This is a genomic window from Pararhizobium arenae (assembly GCF_001931685.1).
GTDB lineage: Bacteria > Pseudomonadota > Alphaproteobacteria > Rhizobiales > Rhizobiaceae > Pararhizobium > Pararhizobium arenae.
On sequence record NZ_MOOY01000002.1, the window covers coordinates 132,191 to 156,741 of the forward strand.

Consider the following 24,551-nt stretch of genomic DNA (forward strand, 5'->3'; position numbering starts at 1 on the left):
GGACGGCAAGGATGATTGCGCCGGCCGTCGATGCCGGGCAAGGAACGGCCGGGAGCTTCGTTACGACGACGTGGCGGCTGGACGAAATGCCGGGGAGGGCGACGTTGCGGATTTCCGCGCTGGGTCTCTATCGTGCCTTCATCAACGGCAAGAGGGTGGGCGCAGACCTCCTGACGCCCGGATGGACCTGCTACGATCATCGGATCGCGTTTCAGACCTATGACGTCGCGGATTTGCTGCAACTGGGCGAAAACCGGATCGAGATTTGGCTGGGCGACGGATGGTATCGCAGCCAGCTCCTCTGGGCCTCGAACCCGATCTTCAATTGCTGGGGCGAGCGTATCGCGGCGATCGCCGAGCTTGAAGCGGACGGCGCCCCTTTGTTGGTGACGGATGCGGACTGGAAGAGCGGCTTTACCCCTGTAACACGCAATGGCATCTACTTCGGCGAAGACTATGACGCCCGGATCGTCGCTCGCCCCGAAGCCAAAGTGGACGTGCTCGATTTCGACAAGGGGCTTCTCGTCCCGCACGAAGCCGATGCGGTCAAGGAACTGGAACCTCTGGTTCCGATCGATCAGTGGCAGGATGCCGAAGATCGAACCCTTTATGATTTCGGTCAGAATGCGGGTGCCTTCATTCGGTTGCGCGTGAGCGGAAAAGCCGGTGCGTCCGTTCGCGTCGAACATTCGGAAATCCTGGGGCCGGGCAAGGCCTTCGATAACAGGAACTATCGCAGCGCCCGCGCCGAACTCCGTTACGTCCTGTCTGGCATGGGTGAGGAAACCTATGCGCCGCTCTTCACTTTCATGGGGTTCCGCTATGCCCGCGTAACCTTTGAGGGAGACGTCAAGCTGCATTCGATCGAGATGGTGCCGATCAGCTCCGTGCCGGTCGCGGCCGGCGGTATCACCACCGGCGTACCAGCCGTGAACCGGCTGGTCGAAAACACGATCTGGTCACAGCGCTCGAATTTCATCGAGATCCCTACGGACTGCCCGCAGCGCGATGAACGTATCGGCTGGACAGGCGATGCTCAGGTCTTCGCGGGCACGGCTTGCTGGCTCGCCGACAGCGAGCGCTTTCTGATGAAGTACCTGCGCGACGTTATGCACGATCAGCGCGAAAACGGTGCTGTTCCGCATTTCTCGCCGGATCCGACCCGGCTGCATTCGATCGACAAGCGCGGTGATTGGGCAGGCTCTACGGGTTGGGGTGATGCGATCGTCATCATCCCCTGGCAGCTTTATCTCCACTATGGGAACCGCGATGTTCTGGTCGAGTGCTTCCCGGCGATGATGAAATGGCTCGACTATCTCTGGGGCATATCCAACGGCCCGATCATCCGCCCGCCGGCCGAATGGGGTGCGAATGGCTTCACCTTTGGCGACTGGCTGCAACCGGTTGGCGACAATCGCAAGCCAAGACCGACAATCGCCGACGATTGTGCCGCCACGCTTTATCACTTCATTTCGACGCAGCTTTCCGCTCGCATTGCACGCATTCTCGGCCACGACGGCGAGGCAGTGCGGCTGGACGCGCGAGCGGGCGAGATTCGCGCTGCCTTTCGCCAAGAGTTCTTTTCGCCTTCGGGCCGCATCGCGCACAACGACCAGACATCCTGGGCACTGGCTTTTCTGTACGATCTCGTCCCTGATGATTACAAGGATGTGGGAAAAGGTTACTTCCGCCGTGTCGTCGAAGAGACAGATGGCGTGATCGGCACAGGCTTCATCGGTACGCCCGCTCTGCTGCCGGCGCTCACCCGGCTCGGGATGCTCGATCTCGCCGAAAAAGTGTTTCTGAACCGCAAGGTTCCGGGCTGGCTCTATCAGGTCGAGCGCGGCGCCACCTCTATCTGGGAGCGGTGGGACGCGATCGCCGAGGATGGTACGGTCTATGATCCGGAGATGAACAGCTACAACCACTACGCCTATGGCGCCGTCTGCCAGTGGCTGTTCGAAGACGTTGCCGGCTTGAAGCTCACTCCCGAAGGCGCCGGCTTTACCCATGTGCGCCTGGACCCCGCGATTTTGCCCACCCTGTCGCCGGTGAAAGCCTGGCACGATGTCAGCCAGGGGCGCATCAAAGCCGAGTGGACACTGACGGGAGACACGGTGACGTATCGTGTCGTCCTGCCCGAGGGAGTCGGCGCATCCATTGAAGCATCGAACGGGCGCAAGGACCTCACGGTCGATGGCATCCAAATATCGCCCGGAGCGGAGAGACGGCTCATGCCCGGCACGCACGTCATTACCTTTCGCATCTGATCCGACGTCCGGACAAAGTCCGGACTCGGCGCATGTTCAAATGGTCAATAGAGGAGGAAACGACCATGAAACTGCAAGCAGGAACCATTCTTGCCGCGGCACTCGCCAGTCTTCTGGCAAGTGCCGCCCATGCCGACGTGACGTTGACGATCCTGGCGGATACAAACCAGGAAACGGTCAGCTTTCTTGATGCGCTGACCAAGGCCTACAGCGAGAAGCGTCCCGATATCAGCTTCGATATCGAAAATCGGGCCGGTGGCGCGGAAGGCGACAACATCGTCAAGACCCGGCTTGCCACCGGTGAGATGGCCGACATCTTCCAGTATAATTCCGGCTCGCTCTTCCAGGCCCTGAAGCCCGAGCAGACGCTTGCTGACCTTTCCGACCTGCCGAATGCCGGCAATATCTCCGAGAGTTTCAAACCGGTCGTCAGCGCGGCAGATGGCAGCGTCCGCGGCGTTCCCTTCGGTCCTGCCATGGGCGGAGGGATATTCTACAACAGGAAGATTTACGCCGAGCTTGGGCTGGAAGTACCCAAGACGTGGGCCGATTTCATAGCCAACAGCGAAAAGGTGAAAGCTGCGGGAAAGGTCGGGATCGCACAGACCTATGGGGATACCTGGACGTCCCAGCTTTTCGTGCTCGCTGATTTCTACAACGTCAACGCGGCGGCGCCCAGCTTTGCCAAGGACTTCACCGAGAACAAGGCCAAGTTCGCAACTACGCCTGCGGCGTCCAAGGGCTTTGAGCGCCTCGAGCAGACCGGAAAGGCCGGTCTCTTCAATGCCGATTTCGGTGCTGCCAAATTCGACGATGGAATGCGTATGGTCGCGACCGGTGAGGCCGCACATTATCCGATGCTGACCTTCGGCATCGGCAATATTGCACAAAACTATCCCGAAAACCTGGCAGACCTCGGATTCTTCGCCCAGCCAGGTGACGACGCTGCGAAGAACGGTCTGACGGTTTGGATGCCGTCCGCGCTATACAGTCCAGCCAGTGCCGAGAATGGCGAGGAAGCGAAGAAATTCCTCGACTGGGTCGCCTCCAAGGAAGCGTGCGAGCTGATGGCGAAGGCTGTTCCCTCCGGCCCATATCTGATCAAGGATTGCCAGCTTCCGGCCGACGTTCCGCAGGCTGTGAAGGACATGCTGCCTTACTTCGAGACCGAGGGTCGAACCGCTCCGGCACTTGAGTTCCTGTCTCCTGTCAAAGGTCCCGCCCTGGAGCAGATCACCGTCGAAGTCGGATCTGGCATCCGTCCGGCCGCCGAGGCGGCGGCCCTCTACGACCAGGACGTACAAAAACAGGCCAAGCAACTCGGGCTTCCCAACTGGTAACCTCCCGCCAGTCGAACTCCGTCCGGTCGTATTCGGCCGGGCGGGGTCTGATCCGGAGAAGAAACATGGTCACGCAAAAATCCCCCTATCCCTATTGGTTCGTGCTGCCGGCAGCGATCGTCTTCACGGTCCTGTTCCTGGTCCCAACATTCGCCTCCTTCTGGTTCAGCCTGACACGCTGGGATCTCTTCTCGACGCAGTTCATCGGACTGGAAAACTACGCTCAGTTCCTGCGCGAACCCTTCCTTATCCAGGGAACGATCAACACTCTCATCTTTGCTTTTGCCACCTCGGCGACGAAGACGGTCATCGGCCTGCTGCTGGCGGTGCTGTTGACGTCGGGGATCTGGGCGCAAGGCTTCTTGCGGACCGTTGTCTTCTTCCCGGTCCTCGTTTCCACGATCGGTATCGGCATCACCTTTGCCGCTTTGATGCATCCGACCAACGGTGTCATCAATGTCGCGTTGGCGAGCATTGGCCTGCCGGGTCCAGGTTGGCTGACCGACCCGGTGCTTGCGCTTTATTCGGTGATCATTGTCGATCTCTGGAAGGGTGTCGGTCTTGCAACGCTGATCTACATCGCTGGCCTCGCCACCATCAGCCAGGATTATTATGAAGCCGCCCGGATGGATGGCGCGACCCGCACGCAGATGTTCTTTCGTGTCACGGTCCCACTGGTGCGCCCGGCGACAGTGACTGTGGTGACCCTTTCCCTGATTGGCGGCCTGAGAAGTTTCGACCTGATCTGGGCAATGACACGCGGCGGTCCAGGCTTCTCCTCAGATGTGCTGGCAAGCGTGATCTACAAGCAGTACCAGGCCGGCTTCTATGGATTGTCCACCGCTGGAAATGTCATTCTCTTCGCGTTGATCGGCCTCATTATCCTGCCGTTGACGGTGTGGTTCAATCGTCGGGAGGTGGACCTGTGACCCGTCGCCAGCTTTACACCGGCATCGTTTCGCTCGCGCTTGCGTCGGTCATCTTCATCCTGCCGTTCGTTTTCATTTTCCTGACCGCCGTCAAGAGCAAGCAAGATGCCTCACGGCTGATCTTCTCGTGGCCCGTCGAATGGCAATTTTGGGAAAACTTCCTGCAGGTTCTGCAAACGCGCAATTACTTGCTGCTACTTGCCTATTTCAATTCGACGGTTATCACGGTCTTTGCCGTCACCCTGCTCGTTCTTTTCGGCGCCATGGTGGGCTATGTCCTGCAGCGACGTCCATCGCCCTGGAACAAGGTGATCTATGGTTTCGTGCTCGCCGGCCTTATGATCCCGCCGGCGGTCGTACCGACGATCTGGGTGCTGCAGTCTATCGGTCTCTTCAAGACGATCACTGGCATGATTTTCATCCAGGTCGCATACGGTCTTGCTTTCTCGGTTCTCCTGTTCCGAAGCTTTATCGCGACCATTCCGCGAGACCTCGACGAGGCCGCTTTGATCGACGGGGCGACACCGCTGCAGATCTTCTTTCGTGTGATCCTGCCGCTCCTGAAGCCGGTGACCGTGACCGTCATCGTCGTGCAGTCGATCAGCATCTTCAACGACTTCACCAACCCGCTCTACTACCTGCCGGGACGCGAGAACGTGACAGTCCAGCTTACGCTTTATAACTTCCAGGGACAGTTCCAGACCCAGTTCAATCTGCTGTTCATGAACATCCTGCTGGTCACCATCCCGCCGCTCATCATCTATATTTTCTTCAACCGACAGATCGTGGCCGGCATGACGGCCGGTGCCGTCAAAGGATAGTCGCATGACCAGTGTCGTTCTCAAGGATATCCGCAAGAGCTTCGGCAGCCTCGAGGTGATCAAGGCCATCGATCTTGAGGTGGAGAAGGGCGAGTTCTGCGTTTTCGTGGGCCCGTCCGGCTGCGGCAAGTCCACGCTGCTGAGGATGATTTCGGGTCTGGAGACATCGACTTCGGGCCAGATCGTCATCGACGGCGAAGACGTAACACATGCCGAGCCGTCGAAGCGCGGCATCGCCATGGTCTTCCAGTCCTACGCGCTCTATCCGCATTTGACGGTAAGGGAGAACATCGGTTTCGGCTTGTCGCTCGCCGGTCGTCCGAAAAGCGAGATTGCGACGAAGGTCGAGAAGACAGCGGAAAGCCTGCAGTTGGCTCATCTGCTCGACCGCAAGCCAAAGGCACTCTCTGGCGGTCAGCGTCAGCGTGTCGCGATCGGGCGTGCGATCATCCGCAATCCGAAGGTTTTCCTGTTCGACGAGCCCTTGTCCAACCTCGACGCCGCACTTCGCTCGCAAATGCGCATGGAGCTCACGGACCTCCATGCCAAGCTCGGTGCGACCATGATCTACGTCACGCATGACCAGGTCGAGGCCATGACCATGGCCAACAAGATCGTTGTCCTCAACGCCGGTCGCATAGAACAGGTGGGATCACCGATGGAGCTATACAACAACCCGGTCAGTCCCTTCGTCGCCGGCTTCATCGGATCGCCGAAGATGAACCTCTATGAGGGTGAAGTGGCCGCCGCTGAGCGTTGCGGTACTTACGGGATTCGTCCTGAGCATCTCATCTTGTCGAAAAGCGGAGGCAAGTGGCGGGGTCAGGTCCGCCATATCGAGCGGCTTGGCGCCGATACGGTCGTCTATCTTGATCATCCGGAGTTGAAGCAGATCGTCGCGCGTGCGCCTGGGGATTTCGAGGTCGCATCTGGAGACGAGATTTATGCCATGCCGATGAGCGGCAAGGAGCACCGGTTCGGATGACCCGAAGATCTCGATGTCATCCGTCGAAGATTTATCAATGACAACGGCGTTCGCAACGCGAGCGTGCAATGTTCACGATATGCGAAGGTTTCGCGGTTTTAATCCTTCGGTTACGATCGTAAAACAAGCGCGAAGATAATTTGCCCGATCGCTGTTGCCGGGCCAATTAGGAACTTTGTCATCCTTCAGGGCCGCGGCCCCAAACACGATGTCCATTAGCATCCTGGATAAAACGGAGCTGTCAGAAAACCTGACGCGCTTCAGGTTTGCCTGATGCTCCAGCCATTCCGCAAGCAGCCCATGGGCTTGCAGGGGTCCTTGTTCGAAAAGAATGGGTGCCAACTCGGGACGACGCTGGCTCTCTGCAATGAACATTGACATCAGCGCATGTCGCTCCTGATCGGCTTCATGATCGATCTCGATCTGAAAAATCATCATCAGGGCATCTACCAGCGAGTAGGCGTCGTAGTCGCCTGGTAGCGCCAGCATACTGCGACGATGCTGGCAAACCAGCGCCGCGAAAAGATCGGTTTTGCTCGGAAACAGGCGATAGATTGTGCTGAGCGACATGCCGGCCTGAGCTGCCACTTCGCTCATCATCGTGCGGCCATATCCGCGTTTCAGAAACAGCTCTCCTGCAACCTGGATGACCGTATCCCTCTGCTCGGCGTCCGCTACCGTTTTCGGACGACCACGCGGCCTTTGAACCCGATTTGTTTCGTTTCGTTTCATTTGTTTCGATTTCATGCGTTAGCTCTAATTGAATTGACACCGGATAACTTGGGAAATAACGGTAATCTGAATTACTGTAAATTAGAAGGCCGGGAAAGCGATCTTGCGATACCGGGGCCTTGAGTGGATACGGTGTTCGAGGACGATATGACTCTCAGAAAAACGTTCAGCCTTCTGGCAACGCTTTCACTGCTGGCCGCTTGCAACGGCGAGCAGGAGCCGGGCATGTCGGCGCCAGGTAAATCGGAGGTCGGTTACATCACGCTCAAGGTCGAGCCTGTGCCGCAGACGCTCGATTTGCGGGGCCGTGTCGTTGCCTATGCAACAGCCGAGGTCCGCCCGCAGGTCGCTGGCATCGTCCGCAAGATCGGTTTCATCGAGGGTCGTGAGGTCAATCAGGGCGACGTGCTCTACGAGATCGACGATGCGAAGTTCAAGGCAGCTTATGCGGCGGCGGCGGCAACGCTGAAGAAGGCCGAGGCTGCGACGGCCGGCGCGCAGAACACCTATGATCGAAACAAGGCGCTGTCTGACCGGAATGCCGTCAGCGCCCAGACGCTGGAAGACGCCGAATCTTCGCTGTTGCAGGCGCAGGCCTCTGAAGAAGCTGCAAAGGCCGATCTGGAAACTGCGCGGATTAACCTCGACAATGCGACGATCCGGGCGCCGATCGGCGGCATGATCGGTGTATCAGCGGTCAGCGTCGGCGCACTCGTCACCGAAAACCAGACGGAAGCGCTTGCGACAATCCGGCAGATCAATCCCGTCTATGTCGACCTTGCCGATACCAGCGCCAACCTCCTGCGCATTCGCGGCGAAATCGATTCGGGGCGCCTGGAGCGTGAGAGCGATGCAGCGTTGCCGGTAACCCTGAAGCTGGAAAACGGCGTTTCCTACAAGGACAAGGGCGAGTTCTCGCTTGCCGACATGGTCGTTGGGCAGACGACTGGCACCTTTACCGTCAGAACCAGCTTTCCAAACAACGAGCGTGTGCTGATACCCGGCATGTTCGTGTCGGCCTCATTGGAAATGGGAACGCTTGCCAATGCCTTCAGGGTGCCGCAGCGGGCGGTGACGCGCGGTGATGACGGCAAGGCCATGGTCTATCTCGTGACCGCCGATGGCAAGGCAGAGCAGCGGGAAATCGTCACAAACGGCTCCATCGACAATGACTGGGTCGTCACCGACGGCGTGAAGACTGGAGACAAGCTGATTATCGACGGATTCCAGAAAATTTCCAACGGCAGCGAAGTCGTGCCGGTGGAAGCGAAAATCGACGAGAATGGCGTGGTGAAACAGGATCTGACGCCGCAGGCGGACGAAAAGCAGGAGGCTGCGCCATGACGCTTTCCTCACCGCGCAATGCTCTTGCGAGCTTTTTCATCGTTCGTCCCGTCTTCGCCATCGTCCTTGCCATCGCGACGATGCTGGGCGGTGTGATGGGCATCTACTCGCTCTCTATCTCGCAATATCCGGATATCTCGCCCGTGACTGTTCGCGTTAGCGCCACCTATACCGGTGCCACGGCGGACGCTGTTGAAAATTCGGTGACCAAGAAGATCGAAAGCGTCATGACGGGCCTGGATGGCTTGCTCTACATGGAATCCACATCCAGCACCGGCTCCAGTTCGATCTCGCTGACCTTCGCAAACGGTACCGATCCGGAGCTTGCCCAGGTCGAGGTCCAGAACAAGCTGTCGCGCGTGGAATCGCAGTTGCCGGAATCGGTGCAGAATGACGGCGTGCAGGTCAGTCGCTCGCCGTCGGGCATCCTGATGATCGGCAACATCATCTCCAAGGATGGCCGCTACACCTCCGATCAGCTCTCCGACATCATGTCGAGCCAGATCGAGGAACGGATTGAGCGGGTCGATGGCGTGGGTGCCGTTCAGGCCTTCGGTTCGGGTTATGCGATGCGCATCTGGCTCGATCCGGCGCTGATGGAAAAATACCAGCTTGTCCCGGGCGATGTCACATCGGCCATCTCATCGCAGAACGCGCAGGTGGCTGCCGGTTCGATCGGCTCGACGCCGGTCGTCAAGGGGCAACAGCTGAAGGCGAGCATCATCGCACGCACGCAGATGACCTCGGTAGATGAGTTCGAGCGTATCATCCTCAAGACTGCATCTGATGGCGCGGTCGTGCGGCTCGCCGATGTCGCGCGTGTCGAAGTGGGGCTCGAAACCTATGGCCAGAGTTCCACGTTCAACGGCATGCCGGCCGCCGGTTTTGGTGTGCAGCTTGCCTCTGGCGCCAATGCGATCTCCACGGCCAACGCCGTGCATGCGGAACTCGATGCGCTTGCGGCCTCGCTGCCGGATGGCGTCGAGATTGCCTATTCCTACGAGACGACACCCTTCGTCGAGCTGTCGATCGAGAAGGTGGTGCATACGTTGATCGAAGCGATCATTCTCGTCTTCGTCGTGCTGCTGCTCTTCCTGCAGAACCTGCGCGCCACGCTGATCCCGATGATTGCAGTGCCTGTCGTGCTGGCGGGCACGTTCGGCGTGCTTGCGGCACTGGGCTATTCGATCAACATGCTGACGATGTTTGCGATGGTGCTGGCAATCGGCCTTCTTGTCGATGACGCTATCGTTGTCGTGGAAAATGTCGAGCGTGTCATGCGCGACGAGAAGCTCTCGGCGCGCGCGGCGACGGAAAAATCCATGGGCGAGATCACCGGCGCGCTGATCGGAATCGCGCTGGTGCTGACCGCCGTGTTCATCCCCATGGCGTTCTTCTCCGGCTCTGTCGGCGTGATCTACCGTCAGTTCTCCGTCACCATCGCCAGCGCCATGCTTCTTTCGGTGCTGGTGGCAATCGTACTGACGCCGGCCTTGTGCGCGCTGATGCTGAAGCCGTCCCATGACAGTCTGCTCAGCCGCTGGCTCGGCTGGTTCGACCGCGGCTTCAACCGTGTCACGAATGGTTATGTTTCTTCCGTCAGCAAGATCATCGTCAGGCCGCTGCGCATGTTCATCGTCTTCGCTGTTTTGCTGGCCGGTGCCTATGGTCTCTATACGAGACTGCCGACCTCCTTCCTGCCGGAAGAGGATCAAGGCGTGCTGATGACGCAGATCACCCTGCCGGCGGGTGCGAATGCCGCCCGCACGCAAGCTGTGATCGACATGGTGCAGGATTATTACCTGACCCAGGAAAAAGATGCGGTGCAAAGCGTGTTCATGACGCTTGGCTTCAGCTTCGGCGGTAGCGGCGAAAACGCCGCCATGGGTTTCGTGCGGTTGAAGGATTTCGATGAGCGCAGCGACAGCCGGCTTTCGGCCTCGGCCGTGCAGCAGCGGGCTTCGGCCTATTTCCGCCAGATTCGAGACGCCGAAGTTTTCGTCCTGATGCCGCCGGCAATTCAGGGCCTGGGCCAGACCAGCGGTTTCTCGATGTATCTCCAGGACACCGGTAACAAGGGTCGTGATGCCCTGATTGATGCCAGCAACAGGCTGGCTGACAACGCCAAGGGCAATTCTGTCGTTGCCGATATCCGGGGAAACACGCGCACGCTCGAGGCGCAACTGAAGATCGATCTCGATGAGGAGAAGGCAAGTGCGCTTGGCATCAGTCTCTCCGACCTCAACACGCTGATCACCACCGCGTTCTCCGGCTCGCAGGTCAATGACTTCGTCTACAAGGGCGAGATCAAGCCGGTCTACGTGCAGGCGGATGCGCCTTTCCGCATGCAGCCGGACGACATCAACAGATGGTCGGCGAAGAACAGCGATGGCGAGATGATACCGTTTTCGGCCTTCGCGACGACGGAGTGGGTACAAGGCTCGCCGTCGCTTGCTCGATTCGATGGCACGGCGGCCGTCGCCATCAGCGGCATGGCGGCACCCGGCGCAAGTTCGGGCGATGCGATGACCGAGGCCGAAAAAATCGTGACCGATCTTGGCGGTGGTTACACCTCCGCATGGTCCGGGTTGTCCTATCAGGAGCGGTTGGCGGGATCGCAGGAAACATTGCTTTACGCGGTGTCTCTGGTCGTCGTCTTCCTGTGCCTCGCGGCGCTGTATGAAAGCTGGTCGATTCCCTTTTCGGTTATCCTCGCTGTCCCCGTAGGCGTTCTCGGCTCGCTGCTCTTTGCGACACTGTTCGGTCAATCTAACGACGTCTACTTCAAGGTTGGCTTGCTCACGACCATCGGTTTGACGGCCAAAAATGCGATCCTGATCGTCGAATTTGCGAAGGATCTGATGGAGCAGGGGAAGGGGGCCGTCGAAGCGGTTATCGAGGCCGCACGTCTTCGACTGCGTCCGATCGTGATGACGTCGCTCGCCTTTATCCTCGGCGTACTGCCTCTGGCCCGCGCCACTGGCGCCGGATCCGCGGCCCAGAATGCGATTGGCATCGGGGTCATGGGCGGTATGATCTTTGCGACCCTGCTGGGTGTCTTGTTTGTGCCGCTGTTGTTTGTAACGGTCACCAGACTGACGCGTTCGCACGCTTCGATCGAAGCGTCGAAGTCTGAAAGAACAATGGTGGCGAAACAATAGCTGATGTTGAGGGACGCTGAACGTTGATGCGTGATTTGCGCCGAGCCATGACCACCTTCTCCGCAGATGAAAGAGCGTCTCACCGCCTGAAACGCTGAACGGCGCACCTTTCCTCCGGTGATGCGAATGCCCTATGCGGCGATGTCCGCGATCTCGCCGAACTGGCAAAGTATCTTCGGTTCCGTCATGTCGCCGCTCTCATCATCGACCATAACCGAATAGGCCGCGACGCCTGTGTGCCGAGCCGCCATGGCGGTTGCGATTTTCTCTGCGCTTGCAGCGCTGGAGGCTTGCCGCATTTCCCCCGGCGCGATGCCACCGCGGACCTTCTTGAACTGAAGGATGATGAATTTTTGCGCCGTCGCCATGGATGAATACCTTCCCGATTGTTCTGTAAATGTTCTCATTAGACGTGACCGGAGTCAACCTTGAAATTGGAATGTTCCATCCAAGTCGAGCGGTGTCGAGCATGGCGTAAGACGCACGGGTGACCGCATCTGCGAAACCCATAGAAACGTGGAGTTATCCGGACTGTGAAATTATAGGAACTTGAGTATGTGCATACGCCCTCGAATCGGCACCCGCCGTCTGACACCGGTTCGACTTGGTAGCACCCGGTACCCCCGCCGGAAATCGACCACCCTGCGTCACCCCTGCGCAGGGTGGTTCGTTTTCAATCGTTCGTGAAAGATATTGATGGCTGCGTGCCTGCCGTCAGGTCGGAATGGCGGTATGATGGAGCGGTAAACTGAAGCTTGTGACCGTCTTCCGAAGGAGACACTGTGAAAAAGATTGTGTTATTCGCCGGGCTCATTGTCGCGTTCAGCTCCTGGTCTGCGCACGCGCAGAATCTCGATCCCATTCCGGGCAGCATTACGTACAAGGGACAGCCGAGAACGAAGCTCACCAAGTCGCCGATAGGAAGTACGTTCCCGCACTATTTCACCTATCGCGGGGATGATTACGCGGAAACGTATCGTATTCGGCCGGACAGATCGCTTGAAATTATCTCCCGCTACCGCACCGATCGCTTTAATTTCAGCGGCAATCGATAGGGATTGATCGTCCGGCGCCGGGCGCGAAAGGCTTTGCCATTTCAAACTCGCATGCGCTTTCAAATGTCGCCGCGGAGCGCACGATCCACAAATTCGCTCGGATCGTCTATAAAGTCTCTATAGAGCTTGAAATGCCGTGTTTCGCGCAATTCGGTTTCCACGAAGCTTGCGCCCCTGATCTCGATCAGCCGAGCGCCTGGAACAGCCATCAGAACAGGCGAATGCGTGGCCATGATGATCTGAGCGCTCGCCGATTCCTGAACGGCGTGAAGAAGGCGAAGGAGTTCCAGCTGGCGCTTCGGAGAAAGCGCGCTTTCCGGTTCGTCCAGCAAATAGATCCCCTGTCTCGCCATGCGTTCTTCGAAAAACCGCACGAAACCTTCGCCATGGCTCCAGGACAAAAAGTCGGGCGGTGCTGCGTTGGCGTCCCGTGCCGCCTCATCAAGGTAGCGCGCGACCGAGAAGAAAGATTCGGCCCGAAAGAACCAGCCCGTGGTCAACTTGGGCAACCAGGCTGCCCGTAATACGCCGCTAAGAAGGCTGCCGCTGCGATCCACGGCATGGGAATGATCGACTGGCCTATAGCCCTTGCCACCTCCGGCCTCGTCATATCCGCATGAGGCGGCCACAGCTTCGATCAGGGTGGATTTCCCGGTTCCGTTCTCACCTACAATAATGGTCACCGGCGTCGTGAAGTCGAGCACGAAATCCGTGTCGAGCCAGGGCAGATTGAAGGGATACTGCTCGCTCATAACAGCATCTTGCCGGACCGAAAGACGCTTCAGATACGGTGCCGGCAGGTTTGTGGATTTGGTTTTTCGCATCGTCCATAGCCATAAAGACAGTTTTCAAATTCACAGGTTCGGCGTTGGGGTACAGCCGATATGTGCCGACTTTATGAGGACGATATCCAGCCAGAGACGCCGAAGGCCGAAATCCTCAGGGAACCAACCGTTCCACCCCTGGTTACCCGGCTGACCGGCAATGGGAGACAGTTATGGCGAAAAAGGTGGCTTTGGTAACGGGAGCGGGCTCGGGCATAGGTCGAGCCGCTGCCGTGGCACTTGCGACGGAAGGCTATGCTATCGGAGCGCTTGGGCGGTCTGCGGACGAGCTTGGGGAGGTTGCCGGGGAGATAGAAGCGGCCGGAAAAGAGGCGATCGCCCTGGTTGCCGACATTTCCGACGAGCAGCAGATGCGCGATGCGGTCGATGAACTGATCGGGCGTTTCGGTCGCCTCGATGTCGTGGTGGCAAACGCCGGTATCAACGGCGTATGGGCGCCCATCGACGATCTGACCCTTGACGAATGGGAGCAGACGATATCGATCAATTTGACCGGAACGTTCCTGACGATCCGTCACTCGGTTCCACACCTGAAGTCGTCCGGCGGCGGCTCGATCATCGTCGTTTCCTCCATCAACGGAACACGGACGTACACAACCCCGGGTGCAACGGCCTATACCGCGACGAAGGCCGGCCAGGTTGCCATGGTCCAGCAGCTCGCGCTCGAACTGGCCCGTCATAACATCCGCATCAATGCTGTCTGCCCCGGGGAAATCGATACGAATATCGACTCCAATACGGCGCTGCGAAGCGAAGAGGAAACGGCTATACCTGTCATCTGGCCCGAGGGACAGGTACCCATCACCGGCGGCAAACCCGGGCGCAGCGAAGATGTCGCAAGCGTGATCGCATTTCTCGCCTCCGACGCGGCACGACACATAACGGGATCGCCTGTCTGGGTCGATGGTGGGCAGGGCCTGCTGCGATGAACGCAGACATCAGATGGCAACCCTGTGACATGACGTAGCTTAAAGATGACTGGGCCTTCGCAGATAGCGATGCCGTGTAACGCGCGGTATCCGGTTTGACACTGAAGGACGGCAAGGTGGTGAGCGGTCCTGCGCCACATCACAATTTTCGATGGACCGTCTCTGTTGGCTATCAGCCGAGGTGTTTATTGCGCATTTGCTGATCCCAATAATCGGAAAACCCAGGATCCTCTGAAATCTCGGAAGAAACTTGGGTTCCGGTTGAAGCCAAGCTTAAAAATCGCGCATCACCGTGGCCAGGTTGCGCCGGTCGTTGTCAGGTAAATCGCGTAAAGAGACTGCGTGGCTGTGATGAACAGGCGATTGCGGCGTGGGCCGCCGAATGTGAGATTTGCGACAGTCTGGGGAACTTTGATCTTGCCCAAAAGGGTGCCGTCCGGGGAAAAGCAGTGCACTCCATCTGCAGCGCTTGACCAGACATTTCCGTGCACGTCAACGCGGATCCCATCTGGAATACCAGTGTCGATGTCGCAGAAGATACGGTCGCCTGACACTGTTCCGTCACCGCGAATATCGAAGACCCGAATATGGCGCGCGGCGGTTTCATCGTGGCTTGCGCCGCTGTCTGCCACGTAGAGCTTCGTCTCATCAGGGGAAAAGGCCAGGCCATTGGGCTGTACGAAGTCGCTGACCACGACTGAAAGGCTGCCAGTGCCGGGATCGAGCCGGAAGACGTTCCGCGTCGGTTGCTCCGGCTCCGACTGGTATCCTTCGTAATCCGAGAGAATGCCGTAAGTCGGATCGGTGAACCAGATTGTGCCGTCCGAGCGGACAACCACGTCGTTGGGTGAATTGAGCGGTTTTCCCTGGTAGCCATCCGCAAGAACGGTAATTGCGCCATCCGTTTCCGTGCGCGTTACCCGTCGTGTGCCGTGTTCACACGAAATCAACCGCCCCTCGCGGTCGCGGGTATTGCCGTTGGTAAAGTTTGACGGGGCGCGGAAGACAGAGACCCCGCCATCTGGAACCCAACGCAGCATCCGCTGGTTGGGAATGTCGCTCCAGACGAGCTGCTGTGCATCGCTGAACCAAACCGGGCCTTCGGCCCAGCGACACCCGGTGTAAAGCTCTTCAAGAGCGATACTGCCGATAAACAAAGTCTTGAAGCGTGGGTCATGGACTTCATAGGGCGAATTTTGGAGCATGGAACTGGACCGGGTTATCGTTGATGTGGGTTGCGGCCGCCCGCGACCACGATGACGGCAATAATGATGAGACCGGTCATGATCAGTCTGATGCCGGCGCCCGCGCCGTAGGTATTCAGCATGGAAACGACCAGAAACATGAACAGTGACGCGCCCCAGATTCCCGGAACGTTGCTGTTGCCGCCGGCAACTGCCGTGCCACCGATGACGACAACGGCGATCGACATCAGCAGATATTCCGAACCCATGTTGAGTGCGGCGCCGCCGGAGAAACTGGCAAGCAGATAGCCGCAGATCGCAGCCAGAACAGAACAGAGGACATAGGTGACAAATCGCGCGCCGTCGACAGGAATGCCTGCCATTCGGGCAGCCCGTATGTTCTGGCCGATCGCCGAGATCCACCGGCCGTAAACCGTCAGATGAAGCAGGGCAAAGGCACAAACGGACAGCGTTAGCGCAACGAGAGCGACATTCGGGATACCCGCGGTCGTCTCTGTCGTGAAGCTTGCGAGGGTTTCCGGGGGTTTGATGCGCAAGCCTCGATTGGTCCATATCGCCGTCGATTGGACGATGAAACTCATCGACAGCGTCGCGATGATCGGTGGGATCTGCAAAAGTCTGATCAGAGCATAGTTGCCTATGCCGACCGCAACGCCGATCGCGATGGCGATGAAGAGCCCGGGAAGGATCAGCGAGTCATCGACCTGCATAAATTTCAGCGCAATGGTGCCCGCCAGCGTCATGGTCGCCGGAACGCATAGATCGATATTGCCGGGACCTAGTGTGATCACGAACATCTGACCGATGCCGACCAGGATCGAAAAGGCCGCAAACGTCAATGCCGCCTGACTGAGACCGATCGTACTTGCACCGCCAGTGAACAAAATCGTAGCGCTCCAGACGATGAAGGCCGCGACAAAAGACCAGATCCATGGTTTGCGGGAAAGAAGCACGAGCGGTTTCATGGTCGCTTGCCCCGATTTTCGAGGCGATTGAGAAGCAGACGCAGCGCGAGCACGACGATCAGGATCGCACCCTGCGCGCCAATCTGCCAATCTGGAGAAATGCGTAGGAACGAGAGAAACGAGCCTGCCAGGGTTAGTGTCAGCGCGCCAATGACCGCCCCGATCGGGGAGACGCGGCCGCCGGTAAACTCCCCGCCGCCGAGCACAACTCCGGCAATCGACAGGAGTGTGTATCGGAGCGCGATATTGGCGTCTGCAGACGTAGTAAGTCCGACCAAAGAAATTCCCGATAAAATGGCGAAAAATGCGGCCAGAGCATAGGTCGCGGCGCGTGCTTTCAGAATAGACCAGCCGGCGCGTTCCACCGAGCGGGCATTGCCGCCAACTCCACGCAGGATCACGCCGAAGGAGGAGCGCATGATAAGAAGATGCGAGACCACCGCGATAATGGCACAGGCCAGGATCGCCATTGGTACAAAAGGTGGCCGTGAGACCATGACTGCTCGCACCCACCCAGGCGCTTCTCCGCCCGGCGCAGGCAGGATGAGAACCGCAAGACCGCCCCAGACGAAGCTCATGCCGAGCGTGACGACAATGGAGGGAAGATTGCGGACATGGATCAGCACACCGAGCACAGCGTAAGTGGCTATGGCCGCTGCCAGCATGAGGACGCCAATCAACGGGGTGGCTTGCAGGAAGGTGGCTGTAATGCAGGCGACGAAGCTGACGAAGGTACCCATCGAAAGATCCAGATCGTTGACCGTCATGATCAGCATCTGAGCGATGGTTGCGAGCGCGATCGGAACGGCCAGATTGAACAGGAGATTAAGCCCTACGTAACTCATGGCCCGCGGCTGCAGGTAGAAGACGGAGATCAAAAGAATGGTTAGCGACAGGGCAGGTATCAAAAGCCGGACGGTATCGGAGGACAGAATTTTTTTCATGCAGCGATGCCCGTAAAGGAGGCGGCGAGGACATTCTTCTCGGTCACGGCGTCTCCTTTCAGTTCGGCAACGATCACGCCGTTGTTGAAGACATAGACCCGATCGCAAAGGCATACTTCATCCATTTCGGTCGAGTACCAAACGAATGCCCGGCCTTTATCGGCCTCGGCCCGCAGGATTGCGTAGACCTCCTGCTTCGTGCCGATATCGACGCCACGCATGGGATCATCCATCAGTACGGCAGGCGCCGGCGTCGCAAGCGCACGGGCAAACAACACCTTCTGTTGATTGCCGCCTGATAAAGACAAGATAGGATTGTCCAAATCCTGTGTCCGGATGTCGATACGCTCTTTCCATGCGTGACCGAGATCGGCCTCGGCGGTCTCGTTGACGATGCCTTTCCGGGACAGCCCAGCCAGATCCGCGATCGTCAAGTTCTTCAGAATGTTCCAAAGCGGGAAAACGCCGTTCAGCGTGCGATCTCCGGCGACAAACGCGACCTCAGCCTCGCGCCTGCGCAACCAGTTGCTTGTGTGCCCCAGATAAAGATCAATGAGCATGTCGGTTTGGCCGTGCCCACCCAGGCCTGCCAAACCGACGATTTCACCGGGGAATACCTCGAAGGGGAGACCCTTGCCGTGAAGTGACGGTCGTGACAATAGCGGTGTGCGGCCTGCCGCGCCCTCGGCACGTTTCTCCCGATCGTGGCCCTTGACGACGCTGCCCATGGCCGCAACCAGACTGTGTTCATCGAACTCGACAGCCGGTCGCTCGGTCACCACTTTGCCGTCCTTCATCACGACTATACGGTCGGAGGTCGATAGTATTTCGCTGAGAATATGAGAAATGAAGATCACCGATCCGCCGGCAGTGACGAAGCTGCGGACATAGCCCAGCAACTGCGTCGCAAGAGTGGCATCGAGTGACGACGTGGGTTCATCGAGAATAACGAGTTTGACCGGCTGCGCGACCTGCGAGAAAGCTGTGGCTATCTCCACCATCTGGCGCTGGGCGATGGAAAGATCACTGACGGTGTCGGTGGGGTCTATACCGTGACCGGGGAATATCTCATCGAGTTTGCTACCGATGATACGCGCTGCGCGGCGGCGCCAGCCCCAGCCTTTGAGCGTGCCGTGCATGATCCGGGTGTTTTCGATAACGGTGAGGTTCGGGCACAGCGACAACTCCTGGAAAACGCAACGCACCCCGTTGGCGCGGGCTGCGGCGATCCCATAACGTGGCACGCGCTCTCCCGCGCATGCGATCGTTCCCTCTTGGGGAGACAATGCACCATTGATGATGTTGACGACGGTCGATTTTCCGGCGCCATTGTGTCCGACAAGGCCAACGCATTCGCCGGGCACGATTCTCAGGGTTACGCCGTCAAGCGCTTTCACCGCGCCAAAGCTGATTTTGACATCCGCAACCTCAATGACCGCGTGCGGCAGCGGAGCTGTCGTCATCGTCTACATTTCCTGAAAAAGAACAGTTCTGACCGGTTGGTGGCCCGGCCAGAACCTTAGGTGGAGGATGTTTATTTCGCTGCCTCTATGACCTTCTGCGCATCGGCCTGCGAATACTCGACATTGGCGACGCCACCTTCCTGGGTGCTCGCCAGGTTGGCCTCCAGCGTGTCCTGAGTGATGCTGAGGAAGGGAACGACGAGATCCTTCTTTACCTCTTTGCCGTCAAGGATCTGCTGAGCGACCCAGAATGCGAGCGTCGATACGCCTGGCGCGATCGAAACAGACATGGTTTCGTAGCCATTGGCGTCCTTTTGCTCCTTCCACCACTTCAGTTCGTCCTGCCGGTTGCCCATGATGATCGTGGGTATCGGCCGCTTGGCGGCGGCAAAGGCTTCCGCCGCACCGTAGCCATCGCCGCCCTGGGTAACGACTGCTGCTATCTCGGGAAGGCTGGGCAGAATGCCGGCGACTGCTTTCTGGGCCACGTCCTGTGCCCAGTCGCCATGCACGGAGCCGACGATCTTAAACTGCGGGAATTGGGCGACCCCGGCGTGAATGCCTGCGGAAATCTCGTCATCCACGAAAACCCCGGCAAGGCCGCGGATTTCCAGCAGATTGCCGCCGGCCGGGATTTTCTTGGACAGGTACTCGATCTGGCTACGTCCCATTTCCTTGAAATCGACGGCAATGCGCCAGGCGCACGGTTCCGTCACGATACCGTCGAACGAGACAACGGTAATCCCGGCATCGCAGGCCTCCTTCACGGCGCCATTGAGCGCGGTCGGAGACGCGGCATTGATCACGATGGCGTCGTAGCCCTGCAAGATCATGTTCTGGATTTGCGCGGCTTGCTCGGTCGCTTGGTTTTCGGCGGTCGTGAAGGGATCGGCGGCGGCAACGATCCCGGCCTTTACCGCTTCGCCCGTTACCTTCTCCCAACTCGTCAGCATTGCCTGCCGCCAGGAGTTTCCGGCGTAATTGTTGGACAATGCAATCTTCTTGTCCGCTGTATCGGCCATCGCCTTCATCGGCAGTGCTGCGCACGCCAATGCTGCCGATGCCAAAAGCATCTTCCTGAAATACATATCTCTCTCCCTCTTGATCCGGCCTTCATCCGGCGGGATCCGTTCATCTTGGCCTAGGCGACGATGAGCTTTGTGAATGCCGAGCTTCCTCCTCTCAGCGGCGCAAGGATCGTATAGAACGTGCGGCTTGTATAGGAAGATTGAGGCAGCGAGTTTGCGGAATCTGCTATAGTTGGTGCGGGATCATGCAAGACGAGCCGCGGGTGGCAAGCGCTTAATAAGCACAGGGATCGAGACTTGCCGCTGGGGTGGAGCGAAGGCGGCGGTGAGGAGAGACGAACATGCTCAAGATGGCGCCTTCGGTGCTTCTCGAACATTATCTGGCAATATCACGCCTGCTTGCCGGGCAACTGGAATTCCGCTCCGCCATTCGCGCGGTCGCGGCGCAGATATCGCACATCATCCCCCATGACCACCTCGACGTCTGCATTGTTATGCATGGCGGCAAGTACCATACCGCCTATGAGACGGGACTTGAAACGGCATGGGGCAACCATCCGCCGGCCCTCGTTTCCGGAAGCCCGATCCGCGCGCTTCTCTGGGGGGAGGTGCCGTATTTTCTGACGGACGATGCCGGCTCCGATGAGCGGTTCAATTTTGAAAATGCCTTCACCCGGCCGATTTTCGACCAGGGGCTCCGCAGCAGAATCCATGTTCCGCTCAAGGTGGAGGGAGACGTGATCGGCGCTCTCAGCTGTTCTTCCCATCAGGCAGGCGTTTATACGATGGAGGACATCGTCAACGCCCGGTCCCTTGCCGATCTGCTTTCGCCTTATTTCTTTGCTTTACGGGCCGCCGAGCAGGCCCAGCAATCGGCAATCGTCGAGGCCGAGGCCCGGGCACGCGAAGAGGGGTTGCGGCTCGGGGCGCTTAATCTCACGGAAGCCCTCGAGCGCGAACGCCAGCGTATTGGCATGGATCTGCACGATCAGACGCTTGCGGACCTGACCCGTTTGTCGCGGCGGCTCGAACGTCTTACCCATGAACCGGATATTGCCGGCGAAACGCTGGAGCCCCTGCTTCGTAGCCTGCAACACTGCATGCACGATCTGAGGCAGATCATCGAGGAAGCAAAGCCTTCGGTGCTGCAGCTTTTCGGTTTCGTCCAGGCGGTGGAAAACCATCTGGATCGATCGGTGCGCGATAGCGGACTGTCTATCCATCGCGAGTTGATCGACGAGACGGACGGCGGCGTCGACAATCTGGATCCAACCGTTTGCGTTGCGCTGTTTCGCATCACTCAGGAAGCCATCAACAATGCGGTCCGCCACGCCCAGGCAAACCGCATCGTCGTGCGGCTTGGCGAGCAAACAGATGGCTTTTCCGTCGAGGTTTGTGACGACGGCGTTGGCATAGCCAAACAGCGGCGCCACAATGGCGGCGGTATCGACAACATGAAAACCCGAGCGCGGCTGATTTCCGCCAAGTTTTCCATCAGCGCGGGCCGAAACAATATCGGGACCGCGATCGGCGTGCACCTGCCATTGGATGCGCCGACGCCGCCGCCGCTAAAAATGAGGAATGACCAATGAAGGTTCTCATCGTCGAAGACGACCCTTTGCACCGCTCATACTTGCACGAAGCCGTCAGTGCAGCGCTGCCCGAATGCGAAACCGTGATCGAGGCGGAAAACGGAACCATGGGAGAAAAGCTGGCGCGCGACTATGGTTCGGCCCATGTCGTTATGGACCTGCAAATGAACACGCGAAACGGAATCGAGGCCGCCCGCACGATTTGGAAAGAGAGGCCGGATACGCGTATTCTCTTCTGGTCCAACTATTCCGATGAAGCATATGTAAGAGGCGTCTCACGTATCGTCCCGGACGGCGCGGCTTACGGATACGTTCTCAAGTCGGCTTCCGACGAGCGGTTGAAGCTGGCTTTGCGCAGCATTTTCGTCGAGGCGCAATGCGTTATCGATCGGGAAGTGCGCGGTATGCAGCAAAAGAGCCTTGGTCAGACACGAGGTTTCAGCGATACGGAGTATGAAATCCTGATCGATATCGCCTTGGGTCTGACTGACCGCGCCATTGCGAAAAGACGAAACCTTTCCCTCCGAAGCGTCCAGAACAGGCTGCAGCAGCTTTATGAAAAACTCGGCGTCTATCAAATCGCATCGGACGACCACGAAGACAGCCGCTTCAATCTGCGGGCAAGGGCGGTAACCGTTGCGATGCTGCGCAAGCTGCTGAACTATAGCGCCTTGGAACGCGCCGAGAGTGAACTAGCCGAATGGCTGAAAGCTGTCTGATAGGATTTTTTCTTCGTCACATCGCATTCCGGCAACCGGGTTACCAGTAAACGCATCCGTATTTTCGAGCTCAAGGTTTAGCAGTCGTTAGCCTGAATTCGGTCATTTCCTCAGGAGTGAGGTAGTAGAGACGGTCGGGCGGTGTTTCCAGGGCTTTCAGCCAGAGCCCGGCGCCGATGCCCATGTCTTCGAGGTGACGCGCAATTCGGGCGGTGGTGATCTGGGCCGAAGACATCGCTTCTTCCGGCGAAGGTCGTATGCGGCTGCCGTTGAACACCTGATGGACACCGATCACGGCATCCTTTTCCGCCGTGCGGACCTCACCACCGGCGAAGATGAGCGGGCAGGATGAGGCACAAAGCGCCTTTTCCGCGACCAGGGTTGCCAGCTTCTTCTGCCTTATCAGCGACGACATGGTGATTGCGTCATCGACGGAACCGCCTGGAGAATTCAGCGTGATCGTCTTCACATATTCGCCGCGCGCCTCGATTTCGGCGGCGAAGCGGCCGGCAGATCCGGGATCGATCGCGCCTTCGGCCAGCAGGACGCCTCCGCCGGTCAGCGTAAAGGTGATCGGCTTGCGCAGCACTTCGGCAGGACTGGCGGGATCGACAGGCGGCGCGTGTGGTGTGCCGTCCGTCAAGGCGGGCGGCAGGACCGGCGTGTCGGTGGTCAAAGGGTCATGCCCCGGAAGCAGCGCCTCGCCTTTAGTCGTGGCGATTTCATGGATGTCGAGCACCACGAACGTCGACGTCACGCCTAGCAGCATGAAGAAGGCGGTGCGCATGATCGCACCGTCATCGAACGCGGCCAGCGCCTGTCTGAGGGTCACGTGCCCGGTCCCTTTCGCGGCGCCTTGGCCGGATCGAAACTCGCGACATTGCTGGGGTGATGCGCTTCCCCCGCCTCGGCGGATCGATGATGATCGTCATCGTGTATTCCTGCGTCGGCGGCAGCAAGCACCGCAGCCTCGGCCGTGGCGCCGGTTGCTGGCGCTTTTTCCGCGATCGCTTTCTGCAGCGCGAGCGTCTCCATGAGTTCGGCCACCGTTACGCGTTCGGCGAAGGGCATGTCGCGTCCCTGATGACGGATGGCGCCATGCACGATCGCGAGGATGAACACCATGACGCCCGGCAGAAGGTCGATCGAAATCGCACCCGCCCATGCCGGGATGAAATCATAGGCATATTCGAGCACCGCCTCTGCAGGCGATAACGGCACGAAGCGGCGTTCCGGAACAGGCGGGCGCGTCACCACCTCGTCGGCCGCCTTCGCCAGCGCCCTGGATTGCGCCGCAACAGACGTCCGCACCGTGTCCATCACCTGGTTTTGCCGATTGACAAGATCAGGCGCCGAGCCATCCGGTACGGGCGCGATGAAGCCCAGCGACAGGTCGTCTGCGGCGCGACGGATCGACGGGGCAACGGAAGTCTGCGACAACTGCGCCATCACGTTCGTCAGCGCCACCGCTTCGGTCGAGAACTGGTCGGCGCGCGGTCCGATCAGGCCCGGCGTCGAAAGGAGAGTGCGCATCGCTTCCAGCCGCTTCTGGCCCTGTTCCACCAAATCGGCAACCTGTTCGCGCGATGCGCTGATCGTGCCTTCCAGAGCCTTCATCTGCTGGGACATCTGGTTCAGAAGCTGCACGACGCTCCCGGAACCGGTTGTGCCCGTCAGCGATCCCGATTGCCGCTCCACCGCGGCAAGCTGGGCGAAGCGTTCCGAGGCACGCTGTATGTCGGGCAGGAGGCTCTGGGTCGCCAGCGCGTTCTGGTGGGCACGATCGAGATCGGCGGTATAGGTCTCGACAGATCGGGCAAGATGCTGCTCGACGGCGGCGGAGCCCGCCAGTGCCGCCGCATTCAACCAACTCGACATGGCGACAATCATCGCGCAGCCGACGGCCATGACGACAAGCAGTCCCGCGCGGGCGGCTCGGCTCGTCACATGCGGATAAAACCGCATCATGTACGACCAGAATGCGTAGATACCCACGGAAACCGAGACCGAATAGATCAAAGCCGCGAAAAACACGGCAGTGGGCGACCCGTCAAGGATCGTCCGTGCTCCGAGATAGGTATAGACGCCGGATGCGAGTGCCAGAACGGCGAGTGCGAAACGGGTCATGGTTTCGACGGCTGCTACACCGTCCGTCAAGCGACGCGAAGCGCCTAGCGCCATGAAGGCCTCCGAGAAGTGAGGAACGTGATCCTTAAAAAAGTAT

The 24,551-nt window shown here is 58.8% G+C and carries 21 protein-coding genes; 11 read left to right on the plus strand and 10 right to left on the minus strand.

The window, feature by feature from the left end:
• The first annotated feature begins 11 nt into the window (after positions 1-11).
• The 5 genes from BLX89_RS04040 to BLX89_RS04060 all read left to right on the plus strand — a co-directional run bounded on the left by BLX89_RS04040 (position 12) and on the right by BLX89_RS04060 (position 6,345).
• Complete coding sequence (locus BLX89_RS04040; RefSeq protein ID WP_083637322.1) at positions 12-2,270, plus strand: alpha-L-rhamnosidase; 2,259 nt, start codon at positions 12-14, stop codon at positions 2,268-2,270.
• A 65-nt stretch (positions 2,271-2,335) separates the two neighbouring features.
• Entirely contained in the window at positions 2,336-3,610 is a 1,275-nt protein-coding gene (locus tag BLX89_RS04045) for an ABC transporter substrate-binding protein (protein ID WP_075289378.1), read from the plus strand.
• Positions 3,611-3,675: 65 nt separating this feature from the next.
• Complete coding sequence (locus tag BLX89_RS04050) at positions 3,676-4,539, plus strand: carbohydrate ABC transporter permease (protein WP_075289379.1); 864 nt, start codon at positions 3,676-3,678, stop codon at positions 4,537-4,539.
• Positions 4,536-5,360: a carbohydrate ABC transporter permease gene (locus tag BLX89_RS04055; RefSeq protein ID WP_075289380.1), complete on the plus strand. Its 825-nt coding sequence runs from the start codon at positions 4,536-4,538 to the stop codon at positions 5,358-5,360. Before BLX89_RS04050 ends, BLX89_RS04055 begins: the two co-directional genes overlap by 4 nt.
• A 4-nt stretch (positions 5,361-5,364) precedes the next feature.
• Positions 5,365-6,345 (plus strand): ABC transporter ATP-binding protein, encoded by a 981-nt coding sequence (locus BLX89_RS04060; protein WP_075289381.1) that lies wholly within the window; start codon positions 5,365-5,367, stop codon positions 6,343-6,345.
• A 72-nt stretch (positions 6,346-6,417) separates the two neighbouring features.
• Here BLX89_RS04060 and BLX89_RS04065 read toward each other — a convergent pair whose 3' ends face one another.
• The gene (locus BLX89_RS04065) at positions 6,418-7,092 is read right to left on the minus strand and encodes a TetR/AcrR family transcriptional regulator (protein WP_075289382.1); all 675 of its coding nucleotides are present in this window, start codon (positions 7,090-7,092) and stop codon (positions 6,418-6,420) included.
• A 132-nt stretch (positions 7,093-7,224) separates the two neighbouring features.
• On the opposite strand from BLX89_RS04065, the gene BLX89_RS04070 reads away from it, so the two are divergent.
• Together BLX89_RS04070 and BLX89_RS04075 are read left to right on the plus strand one after the other, a co-directional pair.
• Positions 7,225-8,421: an efflux RND transporter periplasmic adaptor subunit gene (locus tag BLX89_RS04070; protein WP_075289819.1), complete on the plus strand. Its 1,197-nt coding sequence runs from the start codon at positions 7,225-7,227 to the stop codon at positions 8,419-8,421.
• Complete coding sequence (locus tag BLX89_RS04075; RefSeq protein ID WP_075289383.1) at positions 8,418-11,582, plus strand: efflux RND transporter permease subunit; 3,165 nt, start codon at positions 8,418-8,420, stop codon at positions 11,580-11,582. Before BLX89_RS04070 ends, BLX89_RS04075 begins: the two co-directional genes overlap by 4 nt.
• Before the next feature lie 131 nt (positions 11,583-11,713).
• On the opposite strand, the gene BLX89_RS04080 is transcribed toward BLX89_RS04075, so the two are convergent.
• Positions 11,714-11,950: a hypothetical protein gene (locus BLX89_RS04080; RefSeq protein WP_075289384.1), complete on the minus strand. Its 237-nt coding sequence runs from the start codon at positions 11,948-11,950 to the stop codon at positions 11,714-11,716.
• 423 nt (positions 11,951-12,373) lie between these two features.
• Between BLX89_RS04080 and BLX89_RS04085 the strand changes: the two genes are divergently transcribed.
• A complete protein-coding gene (locus BLX89_RS04085) occupies positions 12,374-12,637 on the plus strand; it encodes a hypothetical protein (RefSeq protein ID WP_245292763.1) in 264 nt (87 codons plus the stop codon).
• A 59-nt stretch (positions 12,638-12,696) separates the two neighbouring features.
• On the opposite strand, the gene BLX89_RS04090 is transcribed toward BLX89_RS04085, so the two are convergent.
• Positions 12,697-13,461, minus strand: coding sequence for an AAA family ATPase (locus BLX89_RS04090; RefSeq protein WP_075289386.1), 765 nt, complete (start codon positions 13,459-13,461; stop codon positions 12,697-12,699).
• 173 nt (positions 13,462-13,634) lie between these two features.
• On the opposite strand from BLX89_RS04090, the gene BLX89_RS04095 reads away from it, so the two are divergent.
• Entirely contained in the window at positions 13,635-14,411 is a 777-nt protein-coding gene (locus BLX89_RS04095) for an SDR family oxidoreductase (protein ID WP_075289387.1), read from the plus strand.
• 287 nt (positions 14,412-14,698) lie between these two features.
• On the opposite strand, the gene BLX89_RS04100 is transcribed toward BLX89_RS04095, so the two are convergent.
• From BLX89_RS04100 to BLX89_RS04120, 5 genes are all read right to left on the minus strand, one after another.
• Positions 14,699-15,616 carry an SMP-30/gluconolactonase/LRE family protein gene (locus BLX89_RS04100; protein WP_075289388.1) on the minus strand — a complete coding sequence of 306 codons (918 nt, stop codon included), beginning with the start codon at positions 15,614-15,616 and terminating at the stop codon, positions 14,699-14,701.
• Positions 15,617-15,630: 14 nt separating this feature from the next.
• Positions 15,631-16,581, minus strand: a complete 951-nt coding sequence (locus BLX89_RS04105) for an ABC transporter permease (protein ID WP_075289389.1) — start codon at positions 16,579-16,581, stop codon at positions 15,631-15,633.
• Complete coding sequence (locus tag BLX89_RS04110; protein ID WP_075289390.1) at positions 16,578-17,525, minus strand: ABC transporter permease; 948 nt, start codon at positions 17,523-17,525, stop codon at positions 16,578-16,580. Before BLX89_RS04110 ends, BLX89_RS04105 begins: the two co-directional genes overlap by 4 nt.
• Positions 17,522-18,988: a sugar ABC transporter ATP-binding protein gene (locus BLX89_RS04115; RefSeq protein ID WP_075289391.1), complete on the minus strand. Its 1,467-nt coding sequence runs from the start codon at positions 18,986-18,988 to the stop codon at positions 17,522-17,524. Before BLX89_RS04115 ends, BLX89_RS04110 begins: the two co-directional genes overlap by 4 nt.
• 71 nt (positions 18,989-19,059) lie before the next feature.
• Positions 19,060-20,076 (minus strand): ABC transporter substrate-binding protein, encoded by a 1,017-nt coding sequence (locus BLX89_RS04120; protein WP_075289392.1) that lies wholly within the window; start codon positions 20,074-20,076, stop codon positions 19,060-19,062.
• 281 nt (positions 20,077-20,357) lie between these two features.
• Here BLX89_RS04120 and BLX89_RS04125 point away from each other — a divergent pair, with 281 nt between their 5' ends.
• Positions 20,358-21,608, plus strand: coding sequence for a GAF domain-containing sensor histidine kinase (locus tag BLX89_RS04125; protein ID WP_075289393.1), 1,251 nt, complete (start codon positions 20,358-20,360; stop codon positions 21,606-21,608).
• Positions 21,605-22,327: a response regulator transcription factor gene (locus BLX89_RS04130; protein WP_075289394.1), complete on the plus strand. Its 723-nt coding sequence runs from the start codon at positions 21,605-21,607 to the stop codon at positions 22,325-22,327. The genes BLX89_RS04125 and BLX89_RS04130 overlap by 4 nt, the downstream gene beginning before the upstream one ends.
• A 70-nt stretch (positions 22,328-22,397) precedes the next feature.
• Here the strand turns inward: BLX89_RS04130 and BLX89_RS04135 are convergent, their stop codons facing one another.
• Both BLX89_RS04135 and BLX89_RS04140 read right to left on the minus strand, forming a co-directional pair.
• On the minus strand, positions 22,398-23,114 hold the full coding sequence (locus BLX89_RS04135) for a COG3904 family protein (protein ID WP_075289820.1): 717 nt from the start codon (positions 23,112-23,114) through the stop codon (positions 22,398-22,400).
• 41 nt (positions 23,115-23,155) lie between these two features.
• Entirely contained in the window at positions 23,156-24,508 is a 1,353-nt protein-coding gene (locus BLX89_RS04140) for a hypothetical protein (RefSeq protein WP_075289395.1), read from the minus strand.
• Positions 24,509-24,551 lie beyond the last annotated feature (43 nt).